Source organism: Mycobacterium sp. SMC-11 (assembly GCF_046250095.1).
Taxonomy (GTDB): Bacteria; Actinomycetota; Actinomycetes; order Mycobacteriales; family Mycobacteriaceae; genus Mycobacterium; species Mycobacterium heraklionense_A.
The window spans coordinates 253,596-278,439 of the sequence record NZ_CP176430.1; the positions used below are offsets into that span (position 1 = coordinate 253,596).

General features: G+C 67.3%; 20 protein-coding genes and 1 pseudogene. 8 read left to right on the top strand and 13 right to left on the bottom strand.

The window, feature by feature from the left end; all coding sequences use genetic code 11:
• The 12 genes and pseudogenes from ACKY0X_RS01210 to ACKY0X_RS01265 form a co-directional block, all read right to left on the bottom strand.
• Positions 1-1,134 carry a uroporphyrinogen-III synthase gene (locus tag ACKY0X_RS01210; RefSeq protein ID WP_409427975.1) on the bottom strand — a complete coding sequence of 378 codons (1,134 nt, stop codon included), beginning with the start codon at positions 1,132-1,134 and terminating at the stop codon, positions 1-3.
• 1 nt (position 1,135) lies between these two features.
• Positions 1,136-2,527 (bottom strand): nitrate/nitrite transporter, encoded by a 1,392-nt coding sequence (locus ACKY0X_RS01215; RefSeq protein ID WP_409427976.1) that lies wholly within the window; start codon positions 2,525-2,527, stop codon positions 1,136-1,138.
• Between the two features lie 222 nt (positions 2,528-2,749).
• The gene (locus ACKY0X_RS01220) at positions 2,750-3,442 is read right to left on the bottom strand and encodes a sirohydrochlorin chelatase (RefSeq protein ID WP_409427977.1); all 693 of its coding nucleotides are present in this window, start codon (positions 3,440-3,442) and stop codon (positions 2,750-2,752) included.
• Positions 3,439-3,729, bottom strand: a pseudogene (locus tag ACKY0X_RS01225) (winged helix-turn-helix domain-containing protein); the annotation flags it as partial. The gene ACKY0X_RS01220 and the pseudogene ACKY0X_RS01225, both read right to left, overlap by 4 nt.
• A gap of 101 nt (positions 3,730-3,830) precedes the next feature.
• Positions 3,831-5,225, bottom strand: coding sequence for an MFS transporter (locus ACKY0X_RS01230; RefSeq protein WP_409427978.1), 1,395 nt, complete (start codon positions 5,223-5,225; stop codon positions 3,831-3,833).
• A 226-nt stretch (positions 5,226-5,451) separates the two neighbouring features.
• A complete protein-coding gene (locus ACKY0X_RS01235; RefSeq protein ID WP_409427979.1) occupies positions 5,452-6,672 on the bottom strand; it encodes a sodium-dependent bicarbonate transport family permease in 1,221 nt (406 codons plus the stop codon).
• A gap of 444 nt (positions 6,673-7,116) precedes the next feature.
• Positions 7,117-7,662, bottom strand: a complete 546-nt coding sequence (locus tag ACKY0X_RS01240) for a GNAT family N-acetyltransferase (RefSeq protein ID WP_409427980.1) — start codon at positions 7,660-7,662, stop codon at positions 7,117-7,119.
• A gap of 9 nt (positions 7,663-7,671) precedes the next feature.
• A complete protein-coding gene (locus ACKY0X_RS01245) occupies positions 7,672-8,568 on the bottom strand; it encodes a 5-oxoprolinase/urea amidolyase family protein (RefSeq protein ID WP_409429772.1) in 897 nt (298 codons plus the stop codon).
• A gap of 5 nt (positions 8,569-8,573) precedes the next feature.
• Complete coding sequence (locus ACKY0X_RS01250; protein ID WP_409427981.1) at positions 8,574-9,230, bottom strand: 5-oxoprolinase subunit B family protein; 657 nt, start codon at positions 9,228-9,230, stop codon at positions 8,574-8,576.
• 96 nt (positions 9,231-9,326) lie between these two features.
• Complete coding sequence (locus ACKY0X_RS01255; RefSeq protein ID WP_409427982.1) at positions 9,327-10,274, bottom strand: ABC transporter substrate-binding protein; 948 nt, start codon at positions 10,272-10,274, stop codon at positions 9,327-9,329.
• 20 nt (positions 10,275-10,294) lie between these two features.
• On the bottom strand, positions 10,295-13,894 hold the full coding sequence (locus ACKY0X_RS01260; protein WP_409427983.1) for a hydantoinase B/oxoprolinase family protein: 3,600 nt from the start codon (positions 13,892-13,894) through the stop codon (positions 10,295-10,297).
• Between the two features lie 3 nt (positions 13,895-13,897).
• The gene (locus ACKY0X_RS01265) at positions 13,898-14,809 is read right to left on the bottom strand and encodes a TetR family transcriptional regulator (protein ID WP_409427984.1); all 912 of its coding nucleotides are present in this window, start codon (positions 14,807-14,809) and stop codon (positions 13,898-13,900) included.
• Between the two features lie 155 nt (positions 14,810-14,964).
• Here ACKY0X_RS01265 and ACKY0X_RS01270 point away from each other — a divergent pair, with 155 nt between their 5' ends.
• The 8 genes from ACKY0X_RS01270 (at position 14,965) to ACKY0X_RS01305 (ending at position 23,559) form a co-directional block, all read left to right on the top strand.
• Positions 14,965-16,176, top strand: coding sequence for an acyl-CoA dehydrogenase family protein (locus ACKY0X_RS01270; RefSeq protein WP_409427985.1), 1,212 nt, complete (start codon positions 14,965-14,967; stop codon positions 16,174-16,176).
• On the top strand, positions 16,173-17,198 hold the full coding sequence (locus ACKY0X_RS01275; protein ID WP_409427986.1) for a phosphotransferase family protein: 1,026 nt from the start codon (positions 16,173-16,175) through the stop codon (positions 17,196-17,198). Before ACKY0X_RS01270 ends, ACKY0X_RS01275 begins: the two co-directional genes overlap by 4 nt.
• Before the next feature lie 28 nt (positions 17,199-17,226).
• On the top strand, positions 17,227-17,988 hold the full coding sequence (locus ACKY0X_RS01280; protein WP_409427987.1) for an SDR family NAD(P)-dependent oxidoreductase: 762 nt from the start codon (positions 17,227-17,229) through the stop codon (positions 17,986-17,988).
• Positions 17,989-18,091: 103 nt separating this feature from the next.
• Positions 18,092-19,000, top strand: a complete 909-nt coding sequence (locus ACKY0X_RS01285; protein WP_409427988.1) for an alpha/beta fold hydrolase — start codon at positions 18,092-18,094, stop codon at positions 18,998-19,000.
• 38 nt (positions 19,001-19,038) lie between these two features.
• Entirely contained in the window at positions 19,039-20,124 is a 1,086-nt protein-coding gene (locus tag ACKY0X_RS01290) for a PucR family transcriptional regulator (RefSeq protein ID WP_409427989.1), read from the top strand.
• 79 nt (positions 20,125-20,203) lie between these two features.
• Positions 20,204-20,758 (top strand): hypothetical protein, encoded by a 555-nt coding sequence (locus ACKY0X_RS01295; RefSeq protein ID WP_065041814.1) that lies wholly within the window; start codon positions 20,204-20,206, stop codon positions 20,756-20,758.
• A complete protein-coding gene (locus ACKY0X_RS01300; protein WP_409427990.1) occupies positions 20,759-22,420 on the top strand; it encodes an AMP-binding protein in 1,662 nt (553 codons plus the stop codon).
• Between the two features lie 5 nt (positions 22,421-22,425).
• Complete coding sequence (locus ACKY0X_RS01305) at positions 22,426-23,559, top strand: Rieske 2Fe-2S domain-containing protein (RefSeq protein WP_409427991.1); 1,134 nt, start codon at positions 22,426-22,428, stop codon at positions 23,557-23,559.
• 7 nt (positions 23,560-23,566) lie between these two features.
• Here the strand turns inward: ACKY0X_RS01305 and ACKY0X_RS01310 are convergent, their stop codons facing one another.
• On the bottom strand, positions 23,567-24,802 hold the full coding sequence (locus ACKY0X_RS01310) for a DNA polymerase domain-containing protein (protein WP_409427992.1): 1,236 nt from the start codon (positions 24,800-24,802) through the stop codon (positions 23,567-23,569).
• Positions 24,803-24,844 lie beyond the last annotated feature (42 nt).

Genomic DNA, 24,844 nt, shown 5'->3' on the forward strand with positions numbered 1-24,844 from the left:
CTAGCCGGCTTCCTGATCTACCTGGTCCACGGCCAGGCGGTACCCCCGCTTGACAACGGTGGCGACAATGTTCTTGTCGCCCAAGGTGGTTCGCAGCCTCAGTACCGCGGTTTCTACCGCGTGGGTGCTGGCGCCGTTGCCGGGCAGCGCTTCGAGCAGGGTCTGCCGCGAGACGACACGCCCGGGCTGGTGAGCCAGCGCCCGCAGGGTGGCCATACTTGAGGGCGACATCGGCTTGGCGACACCGTCGATTATCACGCAACTGCCACGGAGTTCGATGCGATGGCCGGCGGCCTGGACGGTGTGGGTGCGCAGCCGCGGCAGCTCGTCGATGATGTGACGAGCTAACGCCCCCAAGCGCATTCGCCGCGGCGACGAAGTCGGGACGTTCAGCAGTGTCAGGGGCCGGGCAGTCAAGGGGCCGACGCACATCGCGTGTACGTCGGACCGCAGAGCCAGAAGCAGCGCGTCGGAGATACCGAGGTCGGCCGCACGAGCGAGTGTCGCCATCACCGCGGCAGCGGAGGTGAAGCTGACCGCGTCGAACTGGCGCTGGGCGATCTGCGAGGTGAGCTGGTCGAATTCCCCGCCTGGGTGCGCCGGCCGCCACCGGTAGACGGGGATGGAAAGCACTTCGGCTCCCGCTCTGCGAAATTGGTCGAGCAGCTCGGGAGCGGGATCCCAGTCGCCGGTGGTGCCGTGCAGCTGTACCGCCATGCGAGCACCGGCAATATCGGACCTCAGATAATCGACCATCGCTTCTGACGACTCGGATTCGGGCGACCACTCCTCCGGCAGGCCCACGGTGCGCAACGCGCCGACTGCCTTCGGCCCCCGGGCCACGATGCGGGCGGTGGTCAAGGCTGCGATCAGCCGGTCGGCGATGCCCCACCCTTCGGCCGCAGCGATCCAGCCGCGAAAGCCCATGGCGGTCGTCACCACCAGGACATCGGGCGGTGTCTCGATCAATGCTTCGGTACGCCCGCGCAAGACGACGTCGTCGGTCAAGTCGATCATGGTGATAGCCGGCGCTGCGCAGACCGAGGCACCGTGGCGCCGCAGCAGGGTGCAGAGCTCGTCAGCGCGGCGCGCTGACGTCACCGCGACCCGATAACCGCTCAGCGAAGTGGACACCTTACGCCGGCGCCAACGCGGCCTGGGCGGATTGCGGGGCGAAGAACGGCCGACGTACGTACCTCAGCCAGGTCAGCGCTGCAGCTCCGACGTAGCCCACCAGGAAGATCCAGAACGCCGTGGTAGCCGAGCCGCTGGTGATATACGACTGGCGCAAGGCCAGATTGATTCCTACGCCACCCAACGCGCCGATTGCGCCGGCAAACCCGATCAGCGCCCCCGACATGGCCCGCGCCCAGTGCCGACGATCGCCCTCGTGCATACCCATTCGGTGACTGCGCGCCTCGAAGACCGATGGAATCATCTTGTACACCGAGCCATTGCCGATTCCGGACACGATGAACAGCGCCACGAAGCCGATGACGTAGCCGACCATGGCGGCGCCGGACGTGGGGCCGATGCGACTGCTGTCCAGGGAGCTCACGGCGACGAGCAATCCCGAGGCTGCGAACAAGCCACCGAAGGCAGCCAGCGTGACGCGGCTGCCGCCGAGTCGATCGGCGAGGCGCCCGCCGAAGATCCGCGATATCGACCCCAAAAGCGGTCCCAGAAATGCTATTTGGGCAGCGTGCAACGAGGCCTGAGCGGGACTCTGGCCGCCGCCCACGAAGCTGATCTGCAGCACCTGGCCGAAGGCGAACGAGAACCCGATGAAGGAACCGAACGTGCCGATGTAGAGCAGTGCGACGATCCACGTGTCGAGTTCGGGAAGGATCGCACGCATGGCCGTCAGGTCTGCCCGTTGGCCGTCGAGATTGTCCATGAAAAGCGCTGCGCCGATCGCGGCAACCGCGAGGACCACCAGATAGATCGCGCACACCCAATACGGCTGGCGGTTACCTACGGTGGCCAGCACCGCCAACCCGACCAGTTGGACCAGCGGAACGCCCAGGTTGCCGCCTCCGGCATTGACCGCCAGCGCCCAGCCCTTGAGTCGATGTGGGTAGAAGGCATTCACGTTGGTCATCGAGGCGGCAAAGTTGCCCCCGCCCAGGCCGGTCAGGGCCGCGCAGAGCAGGTAAGGCCAGAGCGGCAGCCCCGGGTTGGCCAGCAGGCCCATCATCCCGATGGTCGGGATCAACAGCACCAGCGCGGAGAAGATCGTCCAGTTGCGCCCGCCGAAGGCCGCGGTGGCCAGCGAGTACGGTATGCGCAGCAGGCCGCCGGCAAGGGTGGCGGTGGCTGCCAGCAGGAACTTGTCGCCGGCGCTGAAGCCGTACACCGACTCGGGCATGAACAACACCATGACCGACCAGATCGACCAGATCGAAAAACCGGCGTGCTCAGCAACTGTCGACCAGATCAGGTTGCGCCGCGCAATCTTGTCGTTGCCGGCCTTCCAGGCCACGGTGTCTTCGGGATCCCACTGGGTAATCAGGTGTGAGCGAGCCATGTGGTCACGGTAGAAATCTTTCGTTACCGCAATGCTGCACGAGATGACTCAGCCGTGAACTTCTCCTCACGGCGCTGAAGGCCGGGTGTGAGGCGCAGCGGGGTCGGGGAGGGTTGGGAGGCAGCGCGGGTCGCCGATCAACACGGTGGGGACAGAAAGGAATTCACGATGCCCGCGTCGGCCGGAGGGCTTGCACGGACGCGGATTGTTGCCGAAAAAGCGTTATCGCACCGGAATCCGCGTGTGGGCGGTGATGAACCGGTCGGCGACGACTCGCGCGATCCCGGGATGCGTGCCCAGTGGCTCGGTCACCATGTCCGCTCCGGCATCGCGCAGGCGCCGCTGGAAAAGGCCGTCGGCCAACAAGTACGACGCGATCACGACGCGTGAAGCGCCTTGGCTGCGCAGGTCGGCGACAGCCTCGGGAACGCTGGGCCCGCCGATTGCGGCGAAAGCCACTGTGACGGGCGTTCCGATCATGCCGGACACCATCTGCGCTGCGTGCTTGAGGTCGTTCTGCGCGACCGGGTCTGAGGAGCCGGCCGCGGCGAGAACCACCGAGTCGCCGGGGCGCCAGCCCGATTCGGTCAGCCGAGCAGCGACCACCGCGGCGACACGAGCGTCGGGCCCCAGTGCCGGAGTGATCGTGACGTCGGGGTGACCGCTGGTGGCAACCTGCGTGGGAACATCGACGCCGACGTGGTAGCCGCGGGCGAGGAAGGCGGGGACGAGGATGGCCGGGCAGCCGTTTTCGGCTTCAGCGGCAAGGATCTCGGCCGGGCTGGGTCCCAGTACGTCGACGAACGCCACTCTGACCGGTTGTGCCAGCAGGGTGCTGACCCGTTCGGCGAGTTCGCCGATCATGACGACCCCGTCGGGCTGACGGGTGCCGTGCGCGACCAGGACGGGGATCATGCTGCGCCCTGCTCACCGTCGACGGCGAGACGGTACCCGCGCTTGACCACCGTGGCGACGATCTGGCTGTCGCCCAGCGCTGTTCGCAGTCGAAGCACGGCAGACTCGACGGCGTGCGTGCTGTTGCCGCGTCCCGGGAGTGCACGCAGCAGAGCGTCCCGGGCGACGACGTTGCCCGGACGGTGCGCCAGGACACGCAGGGCGGCCAGACCGGCTGGAGAGACCGGCTTGACCATCCCATCCACGAGGACCCGGCTCTCCTCGATCTCGATACGGTGACCGGCGGCGTAGACGGCGGTACTCATGTATAAGATTTAGCCTCAGTCGATTTCATCTGTGTTACCGCGCGATTTCGGAACCGTTGCCCTATATGGCCCCGTGTTCCAGGTCACGCCGAGACCTTCTGGGTGTCGACCGGAACCCGGGCACCGCGGGTGCCTCGCGGCCGGCGGACATACATCACCCAGGTCAAACCCGCAACGGCGCAGTATGACGCCAGAAATACCCAGAACGCGGGCGTCTCTGACCCGGAGCTGGCGTAGGCCTGACGCAGGATCAGGTTGATGGCGACGCCGCCGAGGGCGCCGACCGCGGTGGCGAACCCGATCAAGGCGCCGGAATGCGAGCGCGCCCAATGCCGGCGCTCGGCCTCGTCGGCGTCGAGCGAGCGACTGCGGGCCTCGAAGATCGACGGGATCATCTTCAACACCGATCCGTTGCCCATCCCGGCAAGGATGAACAGCGCCATGAATGCGGCGATGTAGACCGCGATGGTCGATGTGGTTGCGCGGGTGGTGTGGTCGTCGATGGTGCTGGTCGCGACCAGCACGGCGGACGCCAGGATCATGCCGAGGAACACCACCAGGGTGACGCGGCCCCCGCCGCGGCGGTCGGCCACCCGGCCACCGTAGATCCGTGCCAAGGCGCCCAACAGTGGGCCCAGGAACGCGATTCGCGCGGCATAGAGCGCCGCCTCGGCGGGGCTGTGGCCGGCCTTTTCGAAAGTAACGTGCAGCACTTGCGCGAACGCGAATGCGAAGCCGATGAACGAGCCGAACGCTGCGCAGTACAGCGCCGAGATGATCCAGCTGTCCGGGACCGACAGGATCGACCGAATGCTGCCCACCTCTTCCATGCCGTGGTCGAGGTTGTCCATCCACAGCGCCGCGCAGGTGCCCACCACGGCGAGCAGCACTAGGTACACCGAGCAAACCAATTCGGGCTTGGTGTTGCCGACCGTGGCCAGAACCAGGAGGCCGACGAGCTGGATGGCTGCCACCCCGAGATTGCCGATACCGCCGCACAGTCCGAGGGCGACGCCCTTGAGGCGCTGGGGGTAGAAGGCGTCGACGTTGGCCAGCGAGGCGGCGTAGTTGCCGCCGCCCAGGCCGGTCAGCGCAGCGCACACCAGATACATCCACAGTGGTTGACCGGGATTGACGAGCAGCAGCAGTGTCCCGACGGTCGGGATCAGCAAGATCAGCGAGGAGGCCACCGCCCAGTCGCGGCCGCCGAATTTCGCGGTCGCCCGAACGTAGGGCACGCGGACGCATCCGCCGACCAGAGTCGCGACCGCGGCCAGCAGCAGCTTGTCGCCGGCCTTGATGCCGTAGACCGGCTCGGGCATGAACAGCACCACCACCGACCACAGCGACCAGATGGAGAATGCGACATGCGTACTGGCGGTGGACCAGATCAGATTGCGGCGTGCGATGGCGGCATTGCCGGCCTCCCAGGCTGCGCTGTCCTCAGGATCGAAATTGGTGATGTGGCCGTTCGTCATGCGATCTCCTCGGGCTCTGGGCCACCGCTGCGCGCAGAATCTCGCATCACGATGGACGGTGTGCGAACCTACCGACCCGATCTGGCAAGTGGCAGAGCAGAACCTGAAAATGCGGTGGGCTCACCGACTGTGAGTGGCCCACATCACGTATTAGCCGCGCGCACAGGGCATTTCGCCTGGTTGATCGACCGAGTGGAGAAGCGTTGCGTTCGGTTAGAACCTTCTGTCAGCTCACTGGAAGCCAGAGGTTGACGGCCTTCGCGATCTGCAGATACAGCGGTATCCCAATGGTCACGTTGTAGGAGAACGTCAGGCCCAGAGATGCGGCCAGCGGAACCGTCGGACTGGCCTCGGGAATCGCCATTCGCTGCACCGCCGGCACGGCGATGTAGGAGGCGGCGCCGCACAGTACGGCGAAGAGCACGTAGCTGCCGGGCTCGAAATGGGTGCCGGTGATTTGCGAGTAGGTGTGGATGATGAAGATTCCGGCTATCGCAAAGAGGTTGGGCGCCAACAACCCAAAGGCGATCAGGCCGCGTCCTGCCGACCGCAGGTCCTTGAGCTTGCGGGAGGCTGTCATCCCCATTTCGAGCAGGAAAAGGCACAGCATTCCCTGGAATGCGGTGACGAAGACGTGGTCACCGTCTTCGATGACCGAGGCGCCCTGCAGGCGGCCGACGAAGCCGATGAGGATCCCGCCGAACAGTAGGTAGAGCCCCGGGTTGAGCAGCACCTCTCGCATCAGCGCTCCGCTGGGCGGTGCCGAGGAGGTAGTCGACGTCGCAGCGCTCGACTGGACGTGCTCCTGCCTTTCCAGTGCGAGGTCGATCTCGTCTTGGATGCCCTGGTCGTGCCCCGTCGTGGCGTGCGCTCCGTTCACCCGGGCGGCGGCGACGAGTTGCCGGCGGGCCTTCCTGTTGTAACCGGGCTCGTCGGGCATGTTGCCCTTCGCGTCCATCCCGCGTGCCCGCAACCGTGACACCAGGGCCAGGGCCACGATGCAGCCCGGAATCTCCATGACGGCCAGCATCACCGGCATGTAGGCGTCGAACGCGATGTCCAGTGTGGCGAGCACGCCAAGGCAGGTGGCGAAAGTGCCGGCGGAGTCCGATCCGTAATACCCGGCGACGGTGGCCCGGTCGACGCGTCTCATCTTGGTCATCCGGGTCAGCAACCAGTAGGCGACGAATCCGATGATCAAGTTGGTGGCGAAGCCCAGCACGATGAAGCCGAGGACGCCACCGATGCTCGATGAGTCGATGGTCGCGAGCTCTTCACCGCCGTGCCAGCCGATGGCCAGCAGCAAATACAACGTCAAGCCTTGATACAGGACGTAGGGGAACTCGAACTTGATCTTCAGCAGGGGGATGAGGAAGCCCATGTAGAAGAAAAGCAACAGTGGCTTGAACAAGTTGTGGGTGAAGTTGTGCCAGAACTCGTACAGCATGAGGGTGCGTCTTTCGAGAGGGGGGCCGTGCAGGGCCGGGGCAAGCCGTGACGGTCACACCATAAGGCCACTTTCGTGGGGAGTCGCCCCGAAGTCAGGCCCCCGCGACGATTGGCAGCAGAGTGGCAGGGAGCCGCAAAATTCGGCCCTGCGCCCGAACCGTCTCCGTGTAGGACTCGGGGGGCGGACACGGCCGGCGCACCCGGTATGTCCAGGTCAAAGCCCCGAATACTTTCCAGTCGGCGGCGAACGGACGCAATAGCGGCATCGCCGCGCCGGTTGGCCTGTGAGGGTGACGCAATATTAAGTTAACAATCAATCTTGGCGCCGCTTGAATCGCACGGCTGATTCTTATGAACACTGCAGGGATTGTGAGCCGCCTCACTGAGGTCCCGATCGGCTACCGGGCATACACCGACTGTCCACGGTCCGTTAACCGTGTGGTTACCAGACGTGACCGTCTCGCCAGTCGCATGTCAGCTCGGCGGTGACGTCTAGGTCGGTACCCACCGGCATGACGAACACGGTTCCGTCCGCCTCGGGGGTGCGCACCGGACCGGTCGGCGCTAAGACAGCCGTGGGTCCACGCCACAGCAACCATCCCCGCGCGGTGTAGAGCCGGCGGCTGATACTTGGCGACCTGAGCGCCCCGAGTTCGAACGCGCCGCGGATCACCTGTTCGCATGCCTCGAGTACCGCGGTGCCCAGGCCACGCTCCCGGTGATCGGCCTGGACGGTGACGGCCTCTATATAGCCGCACCGCAGAGATCTGCCGCGATAGAGCAGTTGACGCCGGATCACCGAGCCGTGGGCGATAAGGACGCCGTGGTGCCAGATCAATGCGTGCATGCCACCGAGCGCGTGCTGCCAATCGGCGTCGGAAAGTGTGCCGCCGGAGGCTTCGGTGACCAGCCGATGGGCGCCGCGGCGGGTCTCATCGTCCAGATCGCTGGTGTGGATCAGGCGGGCGGTATGAACCTGGCCGGGCACCCGACGGGCCTACCAGGCCGAGCGCGACGCGGGGTGCTGGCGGGGCCGAGACCAGTGCATTCGTACGGTCTGCCCGGGCTGAACCTGGGCCAACGTGTCGATGTCCTCGTCGACCACCACCCCGACCACCGGGTAGGCGCCGGTCACCGGATGGTCGGGACCCAGGATTATCGGAAAGCCGTTCGGCAGGATCTGGATTGCGCCCCGGTCGGCTCCTTCGGCGGGCAATTGCCGTTCCGGCCAACGGTATTCCAGTGGCATTCCCACCAGGCGCATGCCGACGCGGTCGCTGTGGTTACTCACCAGCCAATTGGTGCGCACCATGATGTCGGGGTCGACGAACCAGTCGTCGCGTGGACCGGGTGTCACCCGCAACTCGATCACGTCGTCGGGGATGGTTGCCACCGGCGCCTGGTCGATCTCGGGGAAGTGGCCGGTCCGTTCGCCGATCTGCAGCACGTCGCCGTCACGCAGCGGGGCGGGGCCGATCTCGCCCATCACGTCGTAACTGCGGGAACCCAGCACCGGGGTGACATCGATGCCGCCCCGCACGGCCAGATAGCTGCGCAGGCCGGAGCGCGGCCTGCCCAAGGAGACCACCTGGCCGTCGCGGACATGCGCAATGCTGTTGGTGCCGAAGCTGACTCCGTTGACATTCGGGTCGGTGTCGGCGCCGGTGACCGCGATGTCGACGTCTCCGCCGTGGACTCGCACGGACAATCCGCCGAAGGCCACCTCGATGGTGGCTCGATCGTCGGGATTGGCCAGCAGCCGGTTGGCCAGCTTGTGTGAGCGGCGGTCGGCGGCGCCGGACGGACTGACTCCGAGGTGACCCATCCCCGCCCGGCCCAGATCTTCGATCAGGGCCAGCGGGCCGGTGTGCAGAACTTCCAGGGTGGTTGTCATGGCGGTCACGCAGCCCGGAATCGCACCGACAGGCCCGGAGTCAACAGCGCCGGGTCGGGACGGTCCAGGTCCCACAATCGGGCGTCGGTATGGCCGATCACCTGCCAACCGCCCGGCCACTGCCGCGGATAGATGCCGCTGAACTGGCCGGCCAGCGCCACCGAGCCGGCCGGAACCGGACGCAGCTCGGCGCGGCGGGGCACCCGCAGCCGGGGGTCGCCGCCGAGCAGGTAGGCGAAGCCCGGAGTGGAACCGCCGAACCCCACCAACCAGGGCGTTGCGGTGTGGGCATTGATGACCTGGGCGACGCTCAAGCCGGTGTGTTCGGCCACCTCAGTCAGGTCTGGCCCGTCGTAGATGACGTCGACCACCACGTCTGCGGGCCCATCGCCGGCGCGCGTACGGACTGCGTCCGGGTCGACGGCCAGGGTCGTCAGGCGGCGCCGGACACCGGCCCGGTACCTGGGGGCGGCCAGTTTCACCAATACCGTGTGGGACGCCGGGACGATGTCGACAACGCCGGGCAGTGCGGCGGAATGCAGCGCCGCGGTCCATGCCAGCACGTCGGTGGTGGAGTCGAACTGCATCAGCAAGGCGCTGTCGCCGTAGTCGAGGACCACGTCGGTCTTGGTGAAATCCTGGAAATCCAATGCCACGCTCATGCCACGACCGTAGCCCCGAATGACGCCAAATAGTGACGTAGAACACAATTCTGCGGGGTATGCCAGAGGGGTCTTACTGAACGCGCAGAGTTGGCCCTAACCAGTGATCTTGGCGATCAGCGCGGGTAGCTGGCCGGCCACCAGCGGGTAGCTCAGCGGGGAGGCGAAGGCGATCGCGCCGGCCTGTTCCTTGGTGGTGAAGATGCTGCGTGATTCGAGCCCGGCGATGTCCGGATCGGCCAGCAGCGCGGTGCGCTCGTCGTCGCTCTCGGTGGTCCAGATCAGCACATCCGCGCCGCCGAGCGTGGATCCGATCCGCTCATGCTCGATCACCGTGGGCGCCTCGGCAACGGTCAACCCCATCTGGGTCAAAAACGCGGTTCGCCAGCCGGTGGCGGCGCTGACATTGCCCTGGTCCAGTCGGCCGGCCAGCAGCAGCACCTTCTTGCCCTTGAAGCCGGGGCGTGCGGCGGCGATGTCGGTGAACGCGCTGTCGACCCCGTCGATCAGCGACTGCATCTGCTGACCGCGATGTACCGCTTTGCCGATGGCGGCGGCCTGAACCTTCCAGGGCTCGAAGAAGGCGTCACCCCCCGACTGCGGCACGGTCGGCGCGATCGCCGACAGTTTCTGATAGGTGTCGGCATCCACCCCGGCATTTGTCGCGATGATCAGATCCGGCTTGAGGCCGGCGATCTGTGCGACCGCGATCCCGTTGTCCAGGTCCAGCACCACCGGTTTGGCATCCCCGAGCTGTCGCTGCGCCCAGGGCCACACCGCGAACGGCTGATCGCCGAACCAGTTCGTCACCGCGATCGGGACGACACCGAGTGCCAGCAGGTCGTCCTGACCGGTATAGCCGGCACACACCACCCGGCTGGGTGGCTCCGGGACAGTGGTCTCGCCGAAGATGTGGGCGATGGTGACCGGCCCGGGTGCGCCGTCGTGGGGGTGCTCCTCCGACGAGCAGGACGCCAGCAGCGCGGTGGCACCGGCCGCCCCGCAGAGGCCGAAGAAACCGCGCCGGCTCCACTGGTCTCGCATGGCGTGAGATTAACCCGCCCTCAGGCGGGCTCGCCATACCCGCCGCCACCGGGCGTCTCGATCACCAGCACGTCGCCGGGCCCGAGGTCGGTGGAATCGCAGCCGGCCAACTCGGTCACCGAGCCGTCCGCGCGTTCCACCCGGTTACGTCCCAAGCCGCCGGTGTGGCCACCGGCCATACCGTAGGGCGGAACTCGCCGGTGTCCGGTCAGCACACTGACGGTCATCGGCTCGCGGAACTCGATCCTGCGCACACCGCCGTCGCCGCCGTGCCAGCGTCCGGACCCGCCGCTGCCGTGCCGGATCGTGTACTCGCGCAACAACACCGGGAAACGCATCTCCAGTACCTCGGGGTCGGTGAGCCGCGAGTTGGTCATGTGGGTCTGCACCACCGACGCGCCGTCGAAACCTTCGCCTGCGCCCGACCCACAGCCGAGCGTCTCGTAGTACTGGTGGCCGGAGTTGCCGAACGTGACATTGTTCATCGTCCCGGAGCCTTCGGCCTGCACTCGCAGTGCGGCCAGCAGTGCACCGGTGATCGCCTGGGAGGTCTCGACGTTGCCGGCGACCACCGCGGCCGGGTAGGCCGGCGACAGCAGGGTGCCGTCCGGGATCGTGATCTTCAGCGGGCGCAGGCAGCCATCATTGATCGGGATGTCGTCGGCTACCAGCGTGCGGAACACATAGAGCACCGCGGCGGTGGCCACCGAGGACGGGGCGTTGAAGTTCGTCGCCAACTGTGGCGATGTCCCGGCGAAGTCGATGGTGGCACCGCGTGCCGTGCGGTCGACGGTAACCCGCACCGCGATCGTCGCGCCGGAGTCCATCTCATAGCGGTACTCGCCGTCGTCGAGGGAATCGATGACCCGGCGCACCGCCTCCTCGGCGTTGTCCTGGACATGGCGCATATAGGCCTGCACGACATCCAGACCGAAATGGGCGATCATCGACCGGATCTCGTCGATGCCCTTCTGGTTGGCGGCGACCTGCGCACGCAGATCCGCGAGGTTGGTGTCGGGACTGCGCGAGGCGTATGTCGCCGCGGTGAGTAGGTCGCGGGTCGGTGTCTCGCGAAAGTGGCCGTTGTCGACCAGCAACCAGTTGTCGAAGAGCACGCCCTCCTCGACCACGGACCGGCTGTCCGCGGGCATGGAACCGGGTGTGGTGCCCCCGATCTCGGCGTGGTGACCGCGCGAGGCCACAAAGAACAACACCGGATCGCCCTCGCCCGCGGATTCGGCGTACACCGGAGTGACCACGGTGATGTCGGGCAGGTGCGTGCCGCCGTGATACGGGTCGTTGACCGCATAGACCTGGCCGGGCCGCATCGTGCCGGCCCGGCGGGCGATGACCTCCTTGACGGTGGCGCCCATCGATCCCAGGTGCACCGGGATATGGGGTGCATTGGCCACCAGATTGCCGTCGGCGTCAAACAATGCGCAGGAGAAGTCCAGCCGCTCACGGATATTCACCGACTGGGCCGTCGCCTCCAGCCGGGTTCCCATCTGCTCGGCGATGGCCATGAAGAGGTTGTTGAAGATCTCCAGCAACACCGGATCGGCCGCGGTACCGGCGGCAACCGGCGCGGTCGTGGTCAGCCGTTGCAGCACCAGTTGACCGTCGGCGGTGAGCTGGGCCTGCCAACCGTCGTCGACGACGGTGGTGGCGTTGTCCTCGGCGATGACGGCCGGCCCGACCACCACGTCGGTGATTGCGTCCCGCTGGTGCAGCGGCGCGTCATGCCAGGCGCCCCCGGTGTACAGGCGCACCCCTTCAACGGGGTGGCGGGATGTGTCGGCGTCGCTTCGCACGAACAGCTCGGGTTGCTCGGTGAGCCCGGTCGCCTCGACCGAAACCGCCTCGGCGATCAGCGCACGCTCCATCAGGAACGAGTACATGCTGCGGTGGATCTCTTCGAATGCCGCCGTCATCGCAGCGATGCCACCGAGCTCGACCGGGATCGAGGTGTCGGTGCCCTGGTAGCGCAGGTGCACTCGGCGTATCGCGTGGGTTTGGTCGGCCGAAATGTGCTGGGCGGCGAGCTCGCCGCGAGCTTGGCGCTCCAGGTCGTCGGCGACCTCGTCCAATCCGGCGAGGGTGGTGGAGTCCAGCTCGGTCTCGACGGCGCGCTCGCGGATCACGGTGGTGTCGGCCAACCCGATTCCAAGCGCGGAGAGCACGCCCGCCATCGGCGGCACCAACACCGTACGGATGCCGAGCTCGTCGGCGACCGCGCACGCGTGCTGTCCGCCGGCACCACCGAAGGTGGTCAAGGCGTAGCGGGTGATGTCGTGTCCCCGGGCCACCGAGATCTTCTTGACCGCGTTGGCCATGTTGGCCACGGCGATGCGCAGGAATCCTTCGGCGACCTGCTCGGGGCTGCGGTCATCGCCGGTGGCGGAACGGATTTCGTCGGCCATAGCGGCGAAGGAGCGCCTGACCGTGGCTGCGTCCAGTGGTTCGTCGCCGGCCGGTCCGAACACTGCGGGGAAATGTGCTGGTTGGATGCGCCCCAACATGACGTTGGCGTCGGTAACGGTCAACGGTCCACCGCGGCGGTAGCAGGCCGGTCCCGGGTCGGCGCCGGCAGACTCTGGGCCCACCCGATAGCGGCTGCCGTCGAAGTGCAGGATCGAGCCGCCCCCGGCCGCGACGGTGTGGATGTGCAGCATCGGTGCGCGCAGCCGTACCCCGGCGACCTCGGTGGTGAACACCCGCTCGTATCCGTGGGTGGCGGTGTAATGCGAGACGTCGGTGGAGGTTCCGCCCATGTCGAAACCGATCACCGAGTCGAAGCCGGCCAACGCCGACATCCGAACCATGCCGACGATTCCGCCGGCCGGACCGGACAGGATCGCGTCCTTGCCCCGGAAATGATCTGCCGCCGCCAGCCCGCCATTGGACTGCATGAACATCAGCCGCACGCCGGTGAGCTGGTCGGCCACTTGGGCCACATAGCGGCGCAGTACCGGTGACAGATAGGCGTCGACGACCGCGGTGTCGCCACGCGGGATCAGTTTCGGCAGGGGACTGACCTCACACGACAACGAGACCTGGGTGAAGCCGATCTCGCGGGCCAGCTCACCGATAACCCTTTCATGCACGGGATTTCGGTAACTGTGCAGGCATACCACCGCGCATGCGCGGATACCGTCGGCATAGGCTGCCCGTAGCTGTGCGGCCAAGGCTTCCAGGTCCGGTGCCTGTAGCACGGTCCCGTCGGCGGTCATGCGTTCATCGATCTCGACGGTGCGTTCGTAGAGTTGCTCGGGCAGCACGATCTGCCGGTCGAAGATGTGTGGCCGATTCTGATAGGCGATGCGCAGCGCGTCGCCGAAACCCCGCGTGATGACCAACAGGGTCCGCTCACCGGCGCGCTCCAGCAGGGCGTTGGTGGCTACCGTCGTGCCCATCCGCACCGATTCGATCAGCCCGACCGGAATCGGTGCGCCGCCCTCGATCTGCAGTAGGGCGCGGATTCCGGCCACCGCCGCATCGCGGTACTGCTCGGGATTCTCCGAGAGGAGCTTGTGGGTGAGTAGGCGCCCGTCGGGATGGCGCGCCACGATGTCGGTGAACGTGCCGCCCCGGTCGATCCAGAACTGCCAGGTACCCGCCACGGGTCACATTCTGCCGTCGGCTGCCGATGGTGGGGAAGCCAGTCCGGGACTGCGCGGCTTGGTGAGCAGTGAGATCGCGAAGTCGGCGTAGGTGCGTGCGGTCTCCTCGGGGGTGGCAGGACCGTCGGCGTTGAACCATTGCGGCAGCGACGTGCACATGGTCGTGATGGCGCGTCCGGCGATGCGGCGGTCGAGGACATCAGCGACGTCGATGTCCGACTCGCGCGCGGCGCGGTCGATGGCGGCGTCGAGGGTGTGCTGCAGTTGATTTCGTGAGTCGGCGATACGTTGCCGATTCGCCGCTGTCAGGCTGCGCATCTCGCTGGCGCCGATGAAGGCCAGCTTCTGGCGGTGCGTGTGGAACAGGGCAAGGGCTTCAACAACCAGCCGCACCTCCTGCAGGCCGGTTGTGGCCTCCGCGCGGGCCGCGGTGACTCGCCAGTGCAGCTCGCTCATGGTCAGGTCGAGTATCGCGACCAGCAGGGTTTGCTTGTCGGGGTAGTGGTGGTAGATCCCGGGCACGCTCATGCCCGCGCGCGCAGAGACATCCCGCATGGAACTGCCGTGGTAGCCGGTGTCGACGAACGCATCGATGGCAGCGGCCAAGACACTGTCCAGGGCCAGCGGCGGAAACCGTCGCCAGTCGCGCTGCACGGAACCGGCCACATCGGTGCGTGGGTGCGCGGGGCGGGCCGACGCTGCGGAGACGGTGCCCGCCAGGATCTGGGCCGGTGTGACGCCCAGCGCGCCGGCGCATGCCTGGAGGCGTGACACCGAGACCCCGGTCTTGCCGTTCTCGATGGCGCTGATTGTGGCGGGGCTGACCTGCAGGCACTGCGCAAGGTCGCGGACGGTCAGACCTCTGGCCCGTCGGGCGGCGCGGATCGCCGTGCCGCACTCCGGCGATCCCGCCACGGCCACCTCCGGTTTGTTCAGGAATTCTGAACTATACCGCAGGGAATGACATCGACCGATGGCCGATTTTGACGGCAAATGGACTCCTGTGTCACAGTCCGTAGTGTTCGGGCCGAGTGATCGGTCGGTCATTGCGAGAGTGGTGATGGGGTGTCATGGCGATCGAGTTGAGCTACTCGGCGGAAGTGTCGGCGCTCGTCGAAAAGACGCGAGCGTTCATCGAGGACGTGGTGCTGCCGGTGGAGGACCGCTTCGGCGGGGACATCGCCGCCGCGGGCGGCGACGCCGCGGTGAAAGAACTGCAAGCCGCTGCTCGCGATGCGGGGGTGTTTGCGCCGCACGCTCCCGTCGAATACGGCGGGCTGGGTTTGAACATGTCCGACCGGGCGCCGGTCTTCGAGGCCGCCGGCTATTCACTGTTCGGCCCGGCTGCGGTGAACATCGCCGCACCCGATGAAGGCAACGTGCACCTGCTGGCGGAGGTGGCCAGCCCCGAACAGAAGGCGCGTTACCTCGCGCCCCTGGCGGCTGGCGACGTGCGATCCGCGTTCGCGATGACCGAGCCGGGGCCTGGCGCGGGCTCGGACCCCGCGGCGCTGACGACCAAGGCGCAACGCCGTTCGGGCGACTGGTACATCACCGGACGCAAGTGGTACATCACCGGCGCTGACGGCGCGGGATTCTTCATCGTCATGGCCCGCACCTCCGGGGAGCCCGGCCAGCGCGGCGGCGCCACCATGTTCCTGGTCCCCGCCGACACTGCGGGGCTGACCGTCGGCCGACACATCCCGACGCTGGACCGATCCATGGTGGGCGGCCACTGTGAGGTGTTCTTCGACGACGTTCGGGTTCCCGAGGAAGCGGTGCTCGGCGAGGTGGACCGCGGCTTCGAATACGCCCAGGTGCGTCTCGGGCCCGCGCGCATGACACACGTCATGCGATGGCTCGGTGCCGCGCGTCGCGGCCACGACACCGCACTGTCGCATGTTGTCGAGCGTCAGGCCTTCGGCTCGACGCTCGGCGATCTCGGCATGATCCAGAACATGGTGGCCGACAACGAAATCGACATCGCGGCCACCCGAGCGCTGCTGGTGCGCGCATGCTGGGAACTCGATCAAGGCTCCAGCGCCGGCGACGCGACCTCGATCGCCAAGACCTTCGCCGCCGAAGCGATCTTCCGGATCGTCGACCGCAGCGTGCAGATGTGCGGTGCGCTCGGCGTCACCGAGGACCTGCCCCCGGCGCGGCTTTCCCGCGAGGTGCGTCCGTTCCGGGTATACGACGGCCCCTCCGAGGTGCACCGTTGGGCCATCGCCAAGCGGCGGGTCGGGGCTGCCCGGCGCGCTCGCAAGGACGCCGCGCAGTGACGGCCGAAGCCCTCGATCCGGTTGCCCTGCGGCGATACCTCGTCGCCAACGACGTTTCGGTTCAAGGAGAACTCACCGTCGAATTGATCGCCGGTGGCCGGTCCAACCTCACCTTCAAGGTCAGCGACGAATCGTCGGCCTGGGTCGTGCGCCGGCCTCCGCTCGGCGGCCTGACCCCGTCTGCTCACGATGTGGGCCGGGAATTCGCCGTCACCGACAAGCTTTACGGCACCGGTGTTCCGATCGCGCGGCCCGTGGCTCTCGACGCCGACGGCACCGTGTGCGGTGCGCCGTTGACCGTGACGGAATTCGTGACCGGTCGGGTCTACCGCCACAAGGACGATCTGGACACCCTGTCCGACGCCGAACTGGCGGCCAACGCCTCGGCGCTGGTGCGGATTCTGGTGGATCTGCACGCGGTCGACTACCGCGCCGTCGGGCTCGAAACCTTCGGCAGGCCAGACGGTTTCCTGGAGCGGCAGGTGCGTCTGTGGGCTCGGCAGTGGGAACTGGTCAAAACGCCCGGCAACGATGCCGCGCTGTCCGACGATGTCACGAAGCTGGCCGCAGCACTGGCGGACGCGATCCCGCAGACACCGCAACCCTCGGTGGTGCACGGCGACTTCCGCATCGACAACACCATCTGCGATCCGGAGCGGGCGGACGTCATCCGGGCGGTGGTGGACTGGGAGCTTTCCACCCTCGGCGACCCGCTCACCGACATCGCCCTGATGTGCGTCTACCGGTCACCGGCGTTCGACCTGGTGTTCGGCCACCCCGCCGCGTGGACCAGTGCACGCCTGCCCTCGGCCGACGCCCTCGCCGAGGAGTACGCGCGGCTGTCCGGCCGGGACCTGAGCGACTGGAACTTCTACCTGGCGCTGGCGAACTTCAAGATCGGGGTGATCGCCGAAGGGATCACCCACCGAGCCCAGCATGGCGCGAAAGACGTGCAGAATGCCGGTGAGGCGGCACAGGCTGCGCCGGAATTCATCGCTGCGGCGCGAAATGCATTGAAATAAGCGGAGAATGTCGAGAAAGGTGAGTCGGGTGAGCGTACTGGACAAGTTCCGCATGGACGGCAAGGTCGCGGTGGTGACCGGGGCGTCCTCGGGCCTCGGCGTGTATTTCGCCCGGGCCTTCGCCGAGGCCGGCGCGGACGTCGTGCTGGCAGCGCGGCGGGTGGAGAAGCTCGCAGAGGCGGCCGAACTCGTCACCGCTGCCGGACGCGCAGCTCTTCCGGTGGCGACCGATGTCGCCGACCCGGCTGCGGCTACCGCTATGGTGGAGGCCGCGATGGAGCGGTTCGGCCGGGTCGACGTGCTGATCAACAACGCGGGCATCGGCACGGCGCACCCCGCCACCCGGGAGACTCCGGAGCAGTTCCGGGAGGTCATCGACATCAACCTCAACGGGGCCTACTGGGCGGCGCAGGCCTGCGGACGGGTGATGCAGCCGGGTTCGTCGATCGTCAACATCTCCAGCGTCTTGGGCCTGACCACGGCCGGGCTGCCGCAGGCGGCCTACGCGGCCAGCAAGGCCGGCCTGATCGGTCTGACGCGGGACCTGGCTCAGCAGTGGGGGAGCCGAAAAGGCATTCGGGTCAACGCGATCGCGCCCGGGTTCTTCGCCTCGGAGATGACCGATCAGTACCGCCCCGGCTACCTGGACAGCGTCGCGCACCGGATCGTGCTGGGGCGAATGGGAGACCCGGAGGATCTCGCAGCCTCGGTGCTGTGGCTCGCCTCGGATGCCGGTGGCTACGTCACGGGACAGACCATCGCGGTCGACGGCGGCTTCACGATCAATTAGCTCGGTGCGCCGGTCAGCCGAAGGGCGCCACCCCTGGCAGGTTCTAAGGTGATCGGTGGCCAACGAGGCGCAGTGCCGTTGGTGCCCGAGAGGACCTGCATTTGTGACCGATGTCGATGCCGTGCACGCAACGCAAGGGTCCGGGCTGGAGCCCGACGTCTCACGCTCGGTCCGCAGGGCCTTTGGTGTTCTGGAGTGGTTGGCGCCACGACTGGGCGCGCGCTGGGCGATCGAGTTGTGGTGTACGCCGCCGGAGGCGAAGTCGACGCGCATGCCACCCGGTACGGGCGTGGGCGAGGCCGTGGAAGCCTCTTGGTCAGGCCATCGCATCGTGGGCGAATCATGGGGCGAGGGACCGACGGTGTACCTCGTGCACGGCTGGGGCGGATGTCGAGCGCACCTGGGCGTCTTCGTCAAACCCCTGGTTGCGGCCGGGCATCGTGTCGTCGCCTTTGATCTGCCGAGCCACCATGAATCCGGCCCGGGCGAGCTGGCACCGGGACGCACCACGATTGCCGAATGCGGGCGAGCGGTGCAGGCGATGGTGGACGCCCACGGACCCGCGCGGGCGATAATCGCGCACTCGCTCGGGGCGAAGGCCACCGCACTGGCAATGTCGTGGGGGACACCTGCCGAGCGGTTGGTCTTCTTGGCGCCGATGGGCGGCTTCGCCCACTACCTGGACTGGTTCGCCCAGCGGCACGGTTTCGGGCCGCGTATCCGCGACGCGTTGCACCGCCGCCTTGACCGCCGGCTGGGGTTCCCGCTGCTGCACGCAGACCTCTCACATTTGGCGTCACGCCTGGAAGATCCGCCTCCGCTGCTGATCGTGCACGATCCGGACGACCCAGACAGTCCCTTTGCCGCCAGCGAGGACCTGGCAGCCGCGTGGCCGGGGGCAAGCGTGACCGCGACGAACGGCCTTGGGCGCCTGGCCCACTACCGCATCATGCGTAACCCCCAGGCGGTGCGCGCCGCAGTCGCGTTCATCGGCTCGGCGCCCTCGTCGTAAGCCGATCTCCGGCATGCCGATGCAGGTAGCCTGCGCTGGTGAGCGTCACCCCGATTCGGCTGTCGGAGCTGGGCACTGACCCGGCCGCCGTCTTGCAGCTGGTCGCCCACTTCGATGCGCTCCTGGAGTCATCGGCCGATGCCGAGGCGGTGATCTTGTCCGCCGAAGCGATTGCCGAATGCCCCGTGGATGTGCGGTGGACCTCGGCAACCGAGCCGGAGGTCCGGTTGGAGCGCGCCGGCCGCGCAGTCCTTCCGCTCGACGAGGTACTGATCGACCGAGTGCGCCACGCGCTACGAATGGCGGCATCGCGGGCCGGTGCGACCGTCCAGCTGGGTGACCCCGCGCTGTTGGAACTGGTGTTGTCCGACAACGAATTACCCGCGGAGCGGGCCCGCGCGATCCGGCTGTTGGGTCTCGATGAGACCCGTGAGGTCCGGGTGCTGGCGGTGTCGGCGGGGTCACCTGCCGAGGCGTTGCGCGTCGTCGTGCGCGAACTGGGCGACCAACCGGTCCGCTCGGTCACGATCGGCGCCGACACGGCGCTGCTGTGTTACAGCTCCGAAGACGCCCGGACCTTGTCGGACCGGCTCGATGCGGCGATCATCGCGGCCTTTCCCCCACCGTTGCCGGCGCAGGTGGGGCGCGGGCCGTGGGTCGGGATCGGCGCCAAGGCCACCGTGTTCGGGGCCGCCGCCTCCTGGCAGCAGGCGCAGCGGGGACTGCGATTCGCGTCGTCCACCCACTACGGACGGCGAGCGGTCGCCTACGAACGGCTGAGTGTCCTGGAACTGCTGGCCGACCTGCCGCGCGAGCAGGTGCTGCGGCACCACGATGTGGCGCGGATCAACGCAATCGCGGCGAAACCCGCCGGGGCGCACGACGTCGACACCACCGAGGCATTCTGCGTGCTCGGTTCGCTGCGCCGAACCGCCACCCAGCTGCACCTGCACCACAGCACGGTGGCGGCGCGCATCGCCCACGTCGAGACCGCGATGGGCTGGGATCTGGCCGACCCGATCGATCGGTTCACCGCCACCCTGGTGCTCTTCGTGCGCCGGATCGCACTGTCATCGGCCGAGCTCACCGGCACCGGACCGACAAGCGTCGGGAAGAATCCATAATTCGTCAGACGTATGGCGGATGACCGGCGTCGGCGGTTGCAGTGATGATGATCACCACCGGAAAGAAGGAGCGAGAATCGTGGCCGTCATCGACCCCAGCCGGACCTGGGCCCCCTTGGAGAAGCGGTTGGCCGAAACCACCAACGAGCGGCACCGGGCCGCCCTGGAAGTGGTGATCGAGCACATGAAGGGCGAGGCGTCGCCCGACCTCGACCAGGTGATGGGGACGCTGAGCGCCGAGCCGGACTACCACTTCTGGATGGGCGGTCAGGATGTCGGCCCCAAGACCACCGAGGGCGTGCACACCTACTACACGAACTTCATGGCGACCCGCACCAACGTGCTGGAGTTCGCCATCGACCGACTGGTAGTCGACGACGACTGTGTGGTGACCGAGGGCGACATGAAGCAGCTGTACCCGGGCGCCTTGGCCACCGCCATTCTCGGAGTGGAGGTCGAGGATCCCGACGCGGACTATTTGGTGGTGTACCGGCAGGTGCTGCTGTGGCCGCTCGACGCCGACGGCAAGATCGTCGGTGAGGACTCCTACTTCGCCGGCGTACGCAGCGTAACCCCGGTGGCTCGTGAAGACCTCCCGCAGCAGTACATCGATCTCGTTCACGCGCCTGCCTGAATGAGTACCGATATCGCGGGGATGCTGCTAGACCGCCTCGGCGACCGGCATCTGGGATTGCGCACCCGGCAACGGGATTGGACCTGGGACGACGTGGTGCGCGAGTCCGCTGCGCGCGCCGCGCTGGCCTCGTCGTTGCGTCGGGACGGGCCGTTTCACATCGGCGTACTGCTGGACAACGTCCCAGATTTCGTGTTCTGGCTCGGCGCCGGCGCGCTGGGTGGCGGGGTCATCGTCGGGATCAACCCCACCCGAGGCGATGCCGAGATGGCCGCAGAGATCCGCCACGCGGACTGCCAGCTGATCGTCACCGACGCCGCCGGGATGGCCCGGCTGCGCGGCCTGGACCACGGGCTGGACCCCGAGCGCTTCCTAGTGGTCGACACCCCCGGCTACGCCGCACTGGTCGAGGAACACCGAGTGGAGCCGGCCGCCGCCACGGGCGTGGGGCCGGAATCGTTGTTGCTGCTGTTGTTCACCTCGGGCACCACCGGTGCCTCCAAAGCGGTCAAGTGCAGCCAGGGCCGGCTGGTCCGGATCGCCGAAATGGCCACCACCAAATTCGGGCATGTGCGCACCGACGTCGACTACTGCTGCATGCCGCTGTTTCACGGCAACGCCATCATGGCGCTGTGGGCACCCGCGCTGGCCAACGGAGCCACTATCTGTCTGACACCCAAGTTCTCGGCATCGCAGTTCCTGCCCGACGTGCGCTACTTCGGCGCAACCTACTTCACCTATGTGGGCAAGGCGCTCGGCTACCTGCTGGCCACCGCCGAACAGCCCGACGACGCCGATAACGCACTGGTCCGCGGTTTCGGAACCGAGGCCTCGCCGCAGGATCAAGCGGAGTTCCTCCGCCGGTTCGGTGCCGTCCTGCATGAGGGCTACGGCTCCAGCGAGGGCGGCAACGCGGCCATACCCGACCCGGCGGCCCCGCCAGGCGCGCTAGGCCGTCCGGCGCACGCGGGCATCGCGATCGTCGACCCGCAGACCCGTGCCGAATGCGCCACGGCGATCCTCGACGAACACGGCCGGGTGTCCAACGCCGACGACGCCGTCGGTGAGATCGTCGACAGGACCGGAGCCCGCGACTTCGAGGGCTATTACAAGAACGACGCCGCGGATTCGGAAAAGATCCGCGACGGCTGGTACTGGACCGGCGATCTCGGCTATCGCGACGAGGCCGGCTTCCTGTACTTCGCCGGCCGCCGCGGCGACTGGATCCGGGTCGACGGCGAGAACACTTCCGCGCTGACCATCGAACAGGTGCTGCGCCGGCATCCCCTGGTCATCAGTGCCGGTGTCTACGCGGTGCCCGACCCTCGCTCCGGCGACCAAGTGATGGGCGCCATCGAGGTTGCCCACCCCGACAGCTTCGACGCGGCGGCCTTCGCCGGGTATCTGGCCGCCCAGCCTGACTTGGGTCGCAAGGGCTTCCCGCGATTTCTGCGGATCTCGGCCGGTCTGCCGGTCACCGGTTCGAACAAGGTACTCAAACGCGAACTGCAGGCGAAGCGCTGGCACACCGACGAACCGGTATACCGCTGGGTCGGGCGGGGTACCCCCGAGTACACCCGCATGACCGACGACGACAAGCGGGCACTGGACGCCGAATTCACGTCCTACGGTCGGCAAAGCTACCTGCGAGGCGAAGGGTAGAGGCGATGAGCGAATGCGCGATCCGCGAGTTGGACCACGGTACCCCCAAGAATCGGTATGCCCGCGGCTGGCATTGCCTGGGGCTGGCCGAGACCTTCCGGGACGGTAAGCCGCACGGCATCAACGCGTTTGGCACTCGGCTGGTGGTGTTCGCCGACTCGAGTGGTGACGTGCACGTGCTCGATGCCTACTGCCGTCACATGGGCGCTGACCTGTCCCGGGGCACCATCAAGGGCGACACCCTGGCCTGTCCGTTCCACGACTGGCACTGGCAGGGCGCGACCGGCAGGTGCGTTGACGTGCCCTACGCCAAGCGGCCGCCACGGACGGCGCGCACCCGCCGCTGGCCCACCTGCGAGGTCAATGGCCAACTACTGATGTGGCACGACCCGGAGGGCTCGACGCCCCCGGCGGAACTGACGCCGCCTCAGATCGAAGGAATGGACGCGGGCAAGTGGTCGCCGTGGCAATGGGATTCGGTCCTGATCGAAGGCGCCAACTGTCGAGAGATCATCGACAACATCGTCGACATGGCGCACTTCTTCTACATCCACCACTCGTATCCGACCTACTTCAAGAACGTCATCGAGGGAAGCTGCGCTAGCCAGTACATGGAGAGCAAGGTTCGGCCTGACTCCCCGGGCGCCGACAAGCTGTGGGAGGGCACCTACCTGCGTTCCGAGGCGACCTACTTCGGGCCGGCCTACATGATCAACTGGCTGCACAACGACCTCGCGCCGGACTTCACCGCCGAGATCGCGCTGATCAACTGCCACTATCCCGTCACGCAGAACTCCTTCATGCTGCAGTGGGGCGTCGCCGTCCAACAGATGCCGAACCTGCCGGCGGAGAAGGCCGCCAAACTCGCCGCGGCGATGAGCCGCTCGTTCGGTGCGGGATTCTTGGAGGACGTCGAGATCTGGCGGCACAAGGCACCCGTCGAGAACCCGTTGCTCACCGAAGACGACGGCCCGGTGTACCAGCTGCGCCGGTGGTATGAGCAGTTCTACGTCGACGCCGCGGACGTCACCCCCGACATGACCGACCGGTTCGAGGTGGAAGTTGACACCACCCATGCGTTCAGCTGTTGGGAGTCCGAAGTCGCGGCGAACCTGGCCGCCGGCATCACCGTGCCCTGACCGCGGGTCAGCCCTTCGCGTCCTTGCGGCCCCACGGGCTGTAGTCGGCGATCAACTCCTCCTGGGGTGGGCGCTGCGCCTCTTCGACGTGCTGCAGGTTGATGCGGACCCGGTACCAGATCGAACTCGGACCACGCATGCCATCGAGCAGAACATCCTCCGGGGCAAGCTGTTTCGCCGCGTCGGCATGCCGCTCCCGCCAGACGTCCAGGGCAGCCATCGCCTCGCCGCGCGTCTTGGTGCGGGCGATCTCGATCAACGGCAGCGGTGACGTCCGCCGGCCGTCGACGCTCTTGCGTGCGCCGCGCGGCGCCTTCTCCGCCGGGCCCTGCGCTTCGGCCAGTTCCAACAGTGACTCCAGCCCGCCGACGGCGTCGTCCATGCCTGCCCACGGGTCGCCGATCTGGGCGAAGCGATCCGGCACCGTGTCCATCGTGAACGCCGCCGGGTCGACCTCGGCGACCTCATCCCAACGCAGCGGCGTCGACACCCGGGCGTCATCGGTGGCCCGCACCGAGTACGCCGAGGCGACCGTGCGGTCCTTGGCGTTCTGGTTGAAGTCCACGAAGACGCCGTGCCGCTCCTCTTTCCACCACCGGCTGGTGGCCAACCGCGGTGCGCGCCGCTCGATCTCGCGGGCCACCGCCTGTGCCGCAAGCCGCACCTGCGAGAACTCCCAGCGTGGAGCGATCCGTGCGTAGATGTGCATGCCTCGCGAGCCGGACGTCTTCGGCCACGCCGTCAGCCCGTGGTCGGCCAGTACCTCACGAGCCAGCAGGGTCACCTCGACGATCTCCGACCAGCCGACTCCCGGCATCGGATCGAGGTCGACCCGCAGCTCGTCGGGATGATCGAGGTCGCCGGCGAGCACCGGGTGCGGGTTGAGATCCACACAACCCAGGTTGATCACCCAGGCCAGCCCGGCCGCGTCGTCGACGACGACCTCTTGCGCCGACCGGCCCGATGCATAGTGCAACTCTGCGACCGATACCCAATCCGGCCGGTTGGCCGGTGCCCGCTTCTGGAAGATGGCCTCGGCGTCGATGCCGTCGACGAAGCGTTTGAGGATCATTGGCCGCCCGGCCACCCCGCGCAGCGCACCGTCGGCCACCGACAGGTAGTAGCGGATCAGCTCGATCTTGGTGCGCGGGGTGGAACCTCGTCCACCTGGAAACACCAACTTTTCCGGGTGGGTGACCACCACCCGGTGTCCCGCAACCTCCAGCGACATCCCGCCGGCCATGAGGTCATGTTAATGAGAGGCCGCCATCCGCCGCCCGACGGC

Excerpts from the sequence above, each read along its gene's own strand:
- ACKY0X_RS01300 (WP_409427990.1), top strand. The coding sequence starts at position 20,759 with ATGAGTACCGATATCGCGGGGATGCTGCTAGACCGCCTCGGCGACCGG.
- ACKY0X_RS01220 (WP_409427977.1), bottom strand. The coding sequence starts at position 3,442 with ATGATCCCCGTCCTGGTCGCGCACGGCACCCGTCAGCCCGACGGGGTC.
- ACKY0X_RS01255 (WP_409427982.1), bottom strand. The coding sequence starts at position 10,274 with ATGCGAGACCAGTGGAGCCGGCGCGGTTTCTTCGGCCTCTGCGGGGCG.
- ACKY0X_RS01250 (WP_409427981.1), bottom strand. The coding sequence starts at position 9,230 with ATGAGCGTGGCATTGGATTTCCAGGATTTCACCAAGACCGACGTGGTC.
- ACKY0X_RS01245 (WP_409429772.1), bottom strand. The coding sequence starts at position 8,568 with ATGACAACCACCCTGGAAGTTCTGCACACCGGCCCGCTGGCCCTGATC.
- ACKY0X_RS01270 (WP_409427985.1), top strand. The coding sequence starts at position 14,965 with ATGGCGATCGAGTTGAGCTACTCGGCGGAAGTGTCGGCGCTCGTCGAA.
- ACKY0X_RS01310 (WP_409427992.1), bottom strand. The coding sequence starts at position 24,802 with ATGGCCGGCGGGATGTCGCTGGAGGTTGCGGGACACCGGGTGGTGGTC.
- ACKY0X_RS01305 (WP_409427991.1), top strand. The coding sequence starts at position 22,426 with ATGAGCGAATGCGCGATCCGCGAGTTGGACCACGGTACCCCCAAGAAT.
- ACKY0X_RS01230 (WP_409427978.1), bottom strand. The coding sequence starts at position 5,225 with ATGACGAACGGCCACATCACCAATTTCGATCCTGAGGACAGCGCAGCC.
- ACKY0X_RS01215 (WP_409427976.1), bottom strand. The coding sequence starts at position 2,527 with ATGGCTCGCTCACACCTGATTACCCAGTGGGATCCCGAAGACACCGTG.
- ACKY0X_RS01235 (WP_409427979.1), bottom strand. The coding sequence starts at position 6,672 with ATGCTGTACGAGTTCTGGCACAACTTCACCCACAACTTGTTCAAGCCA.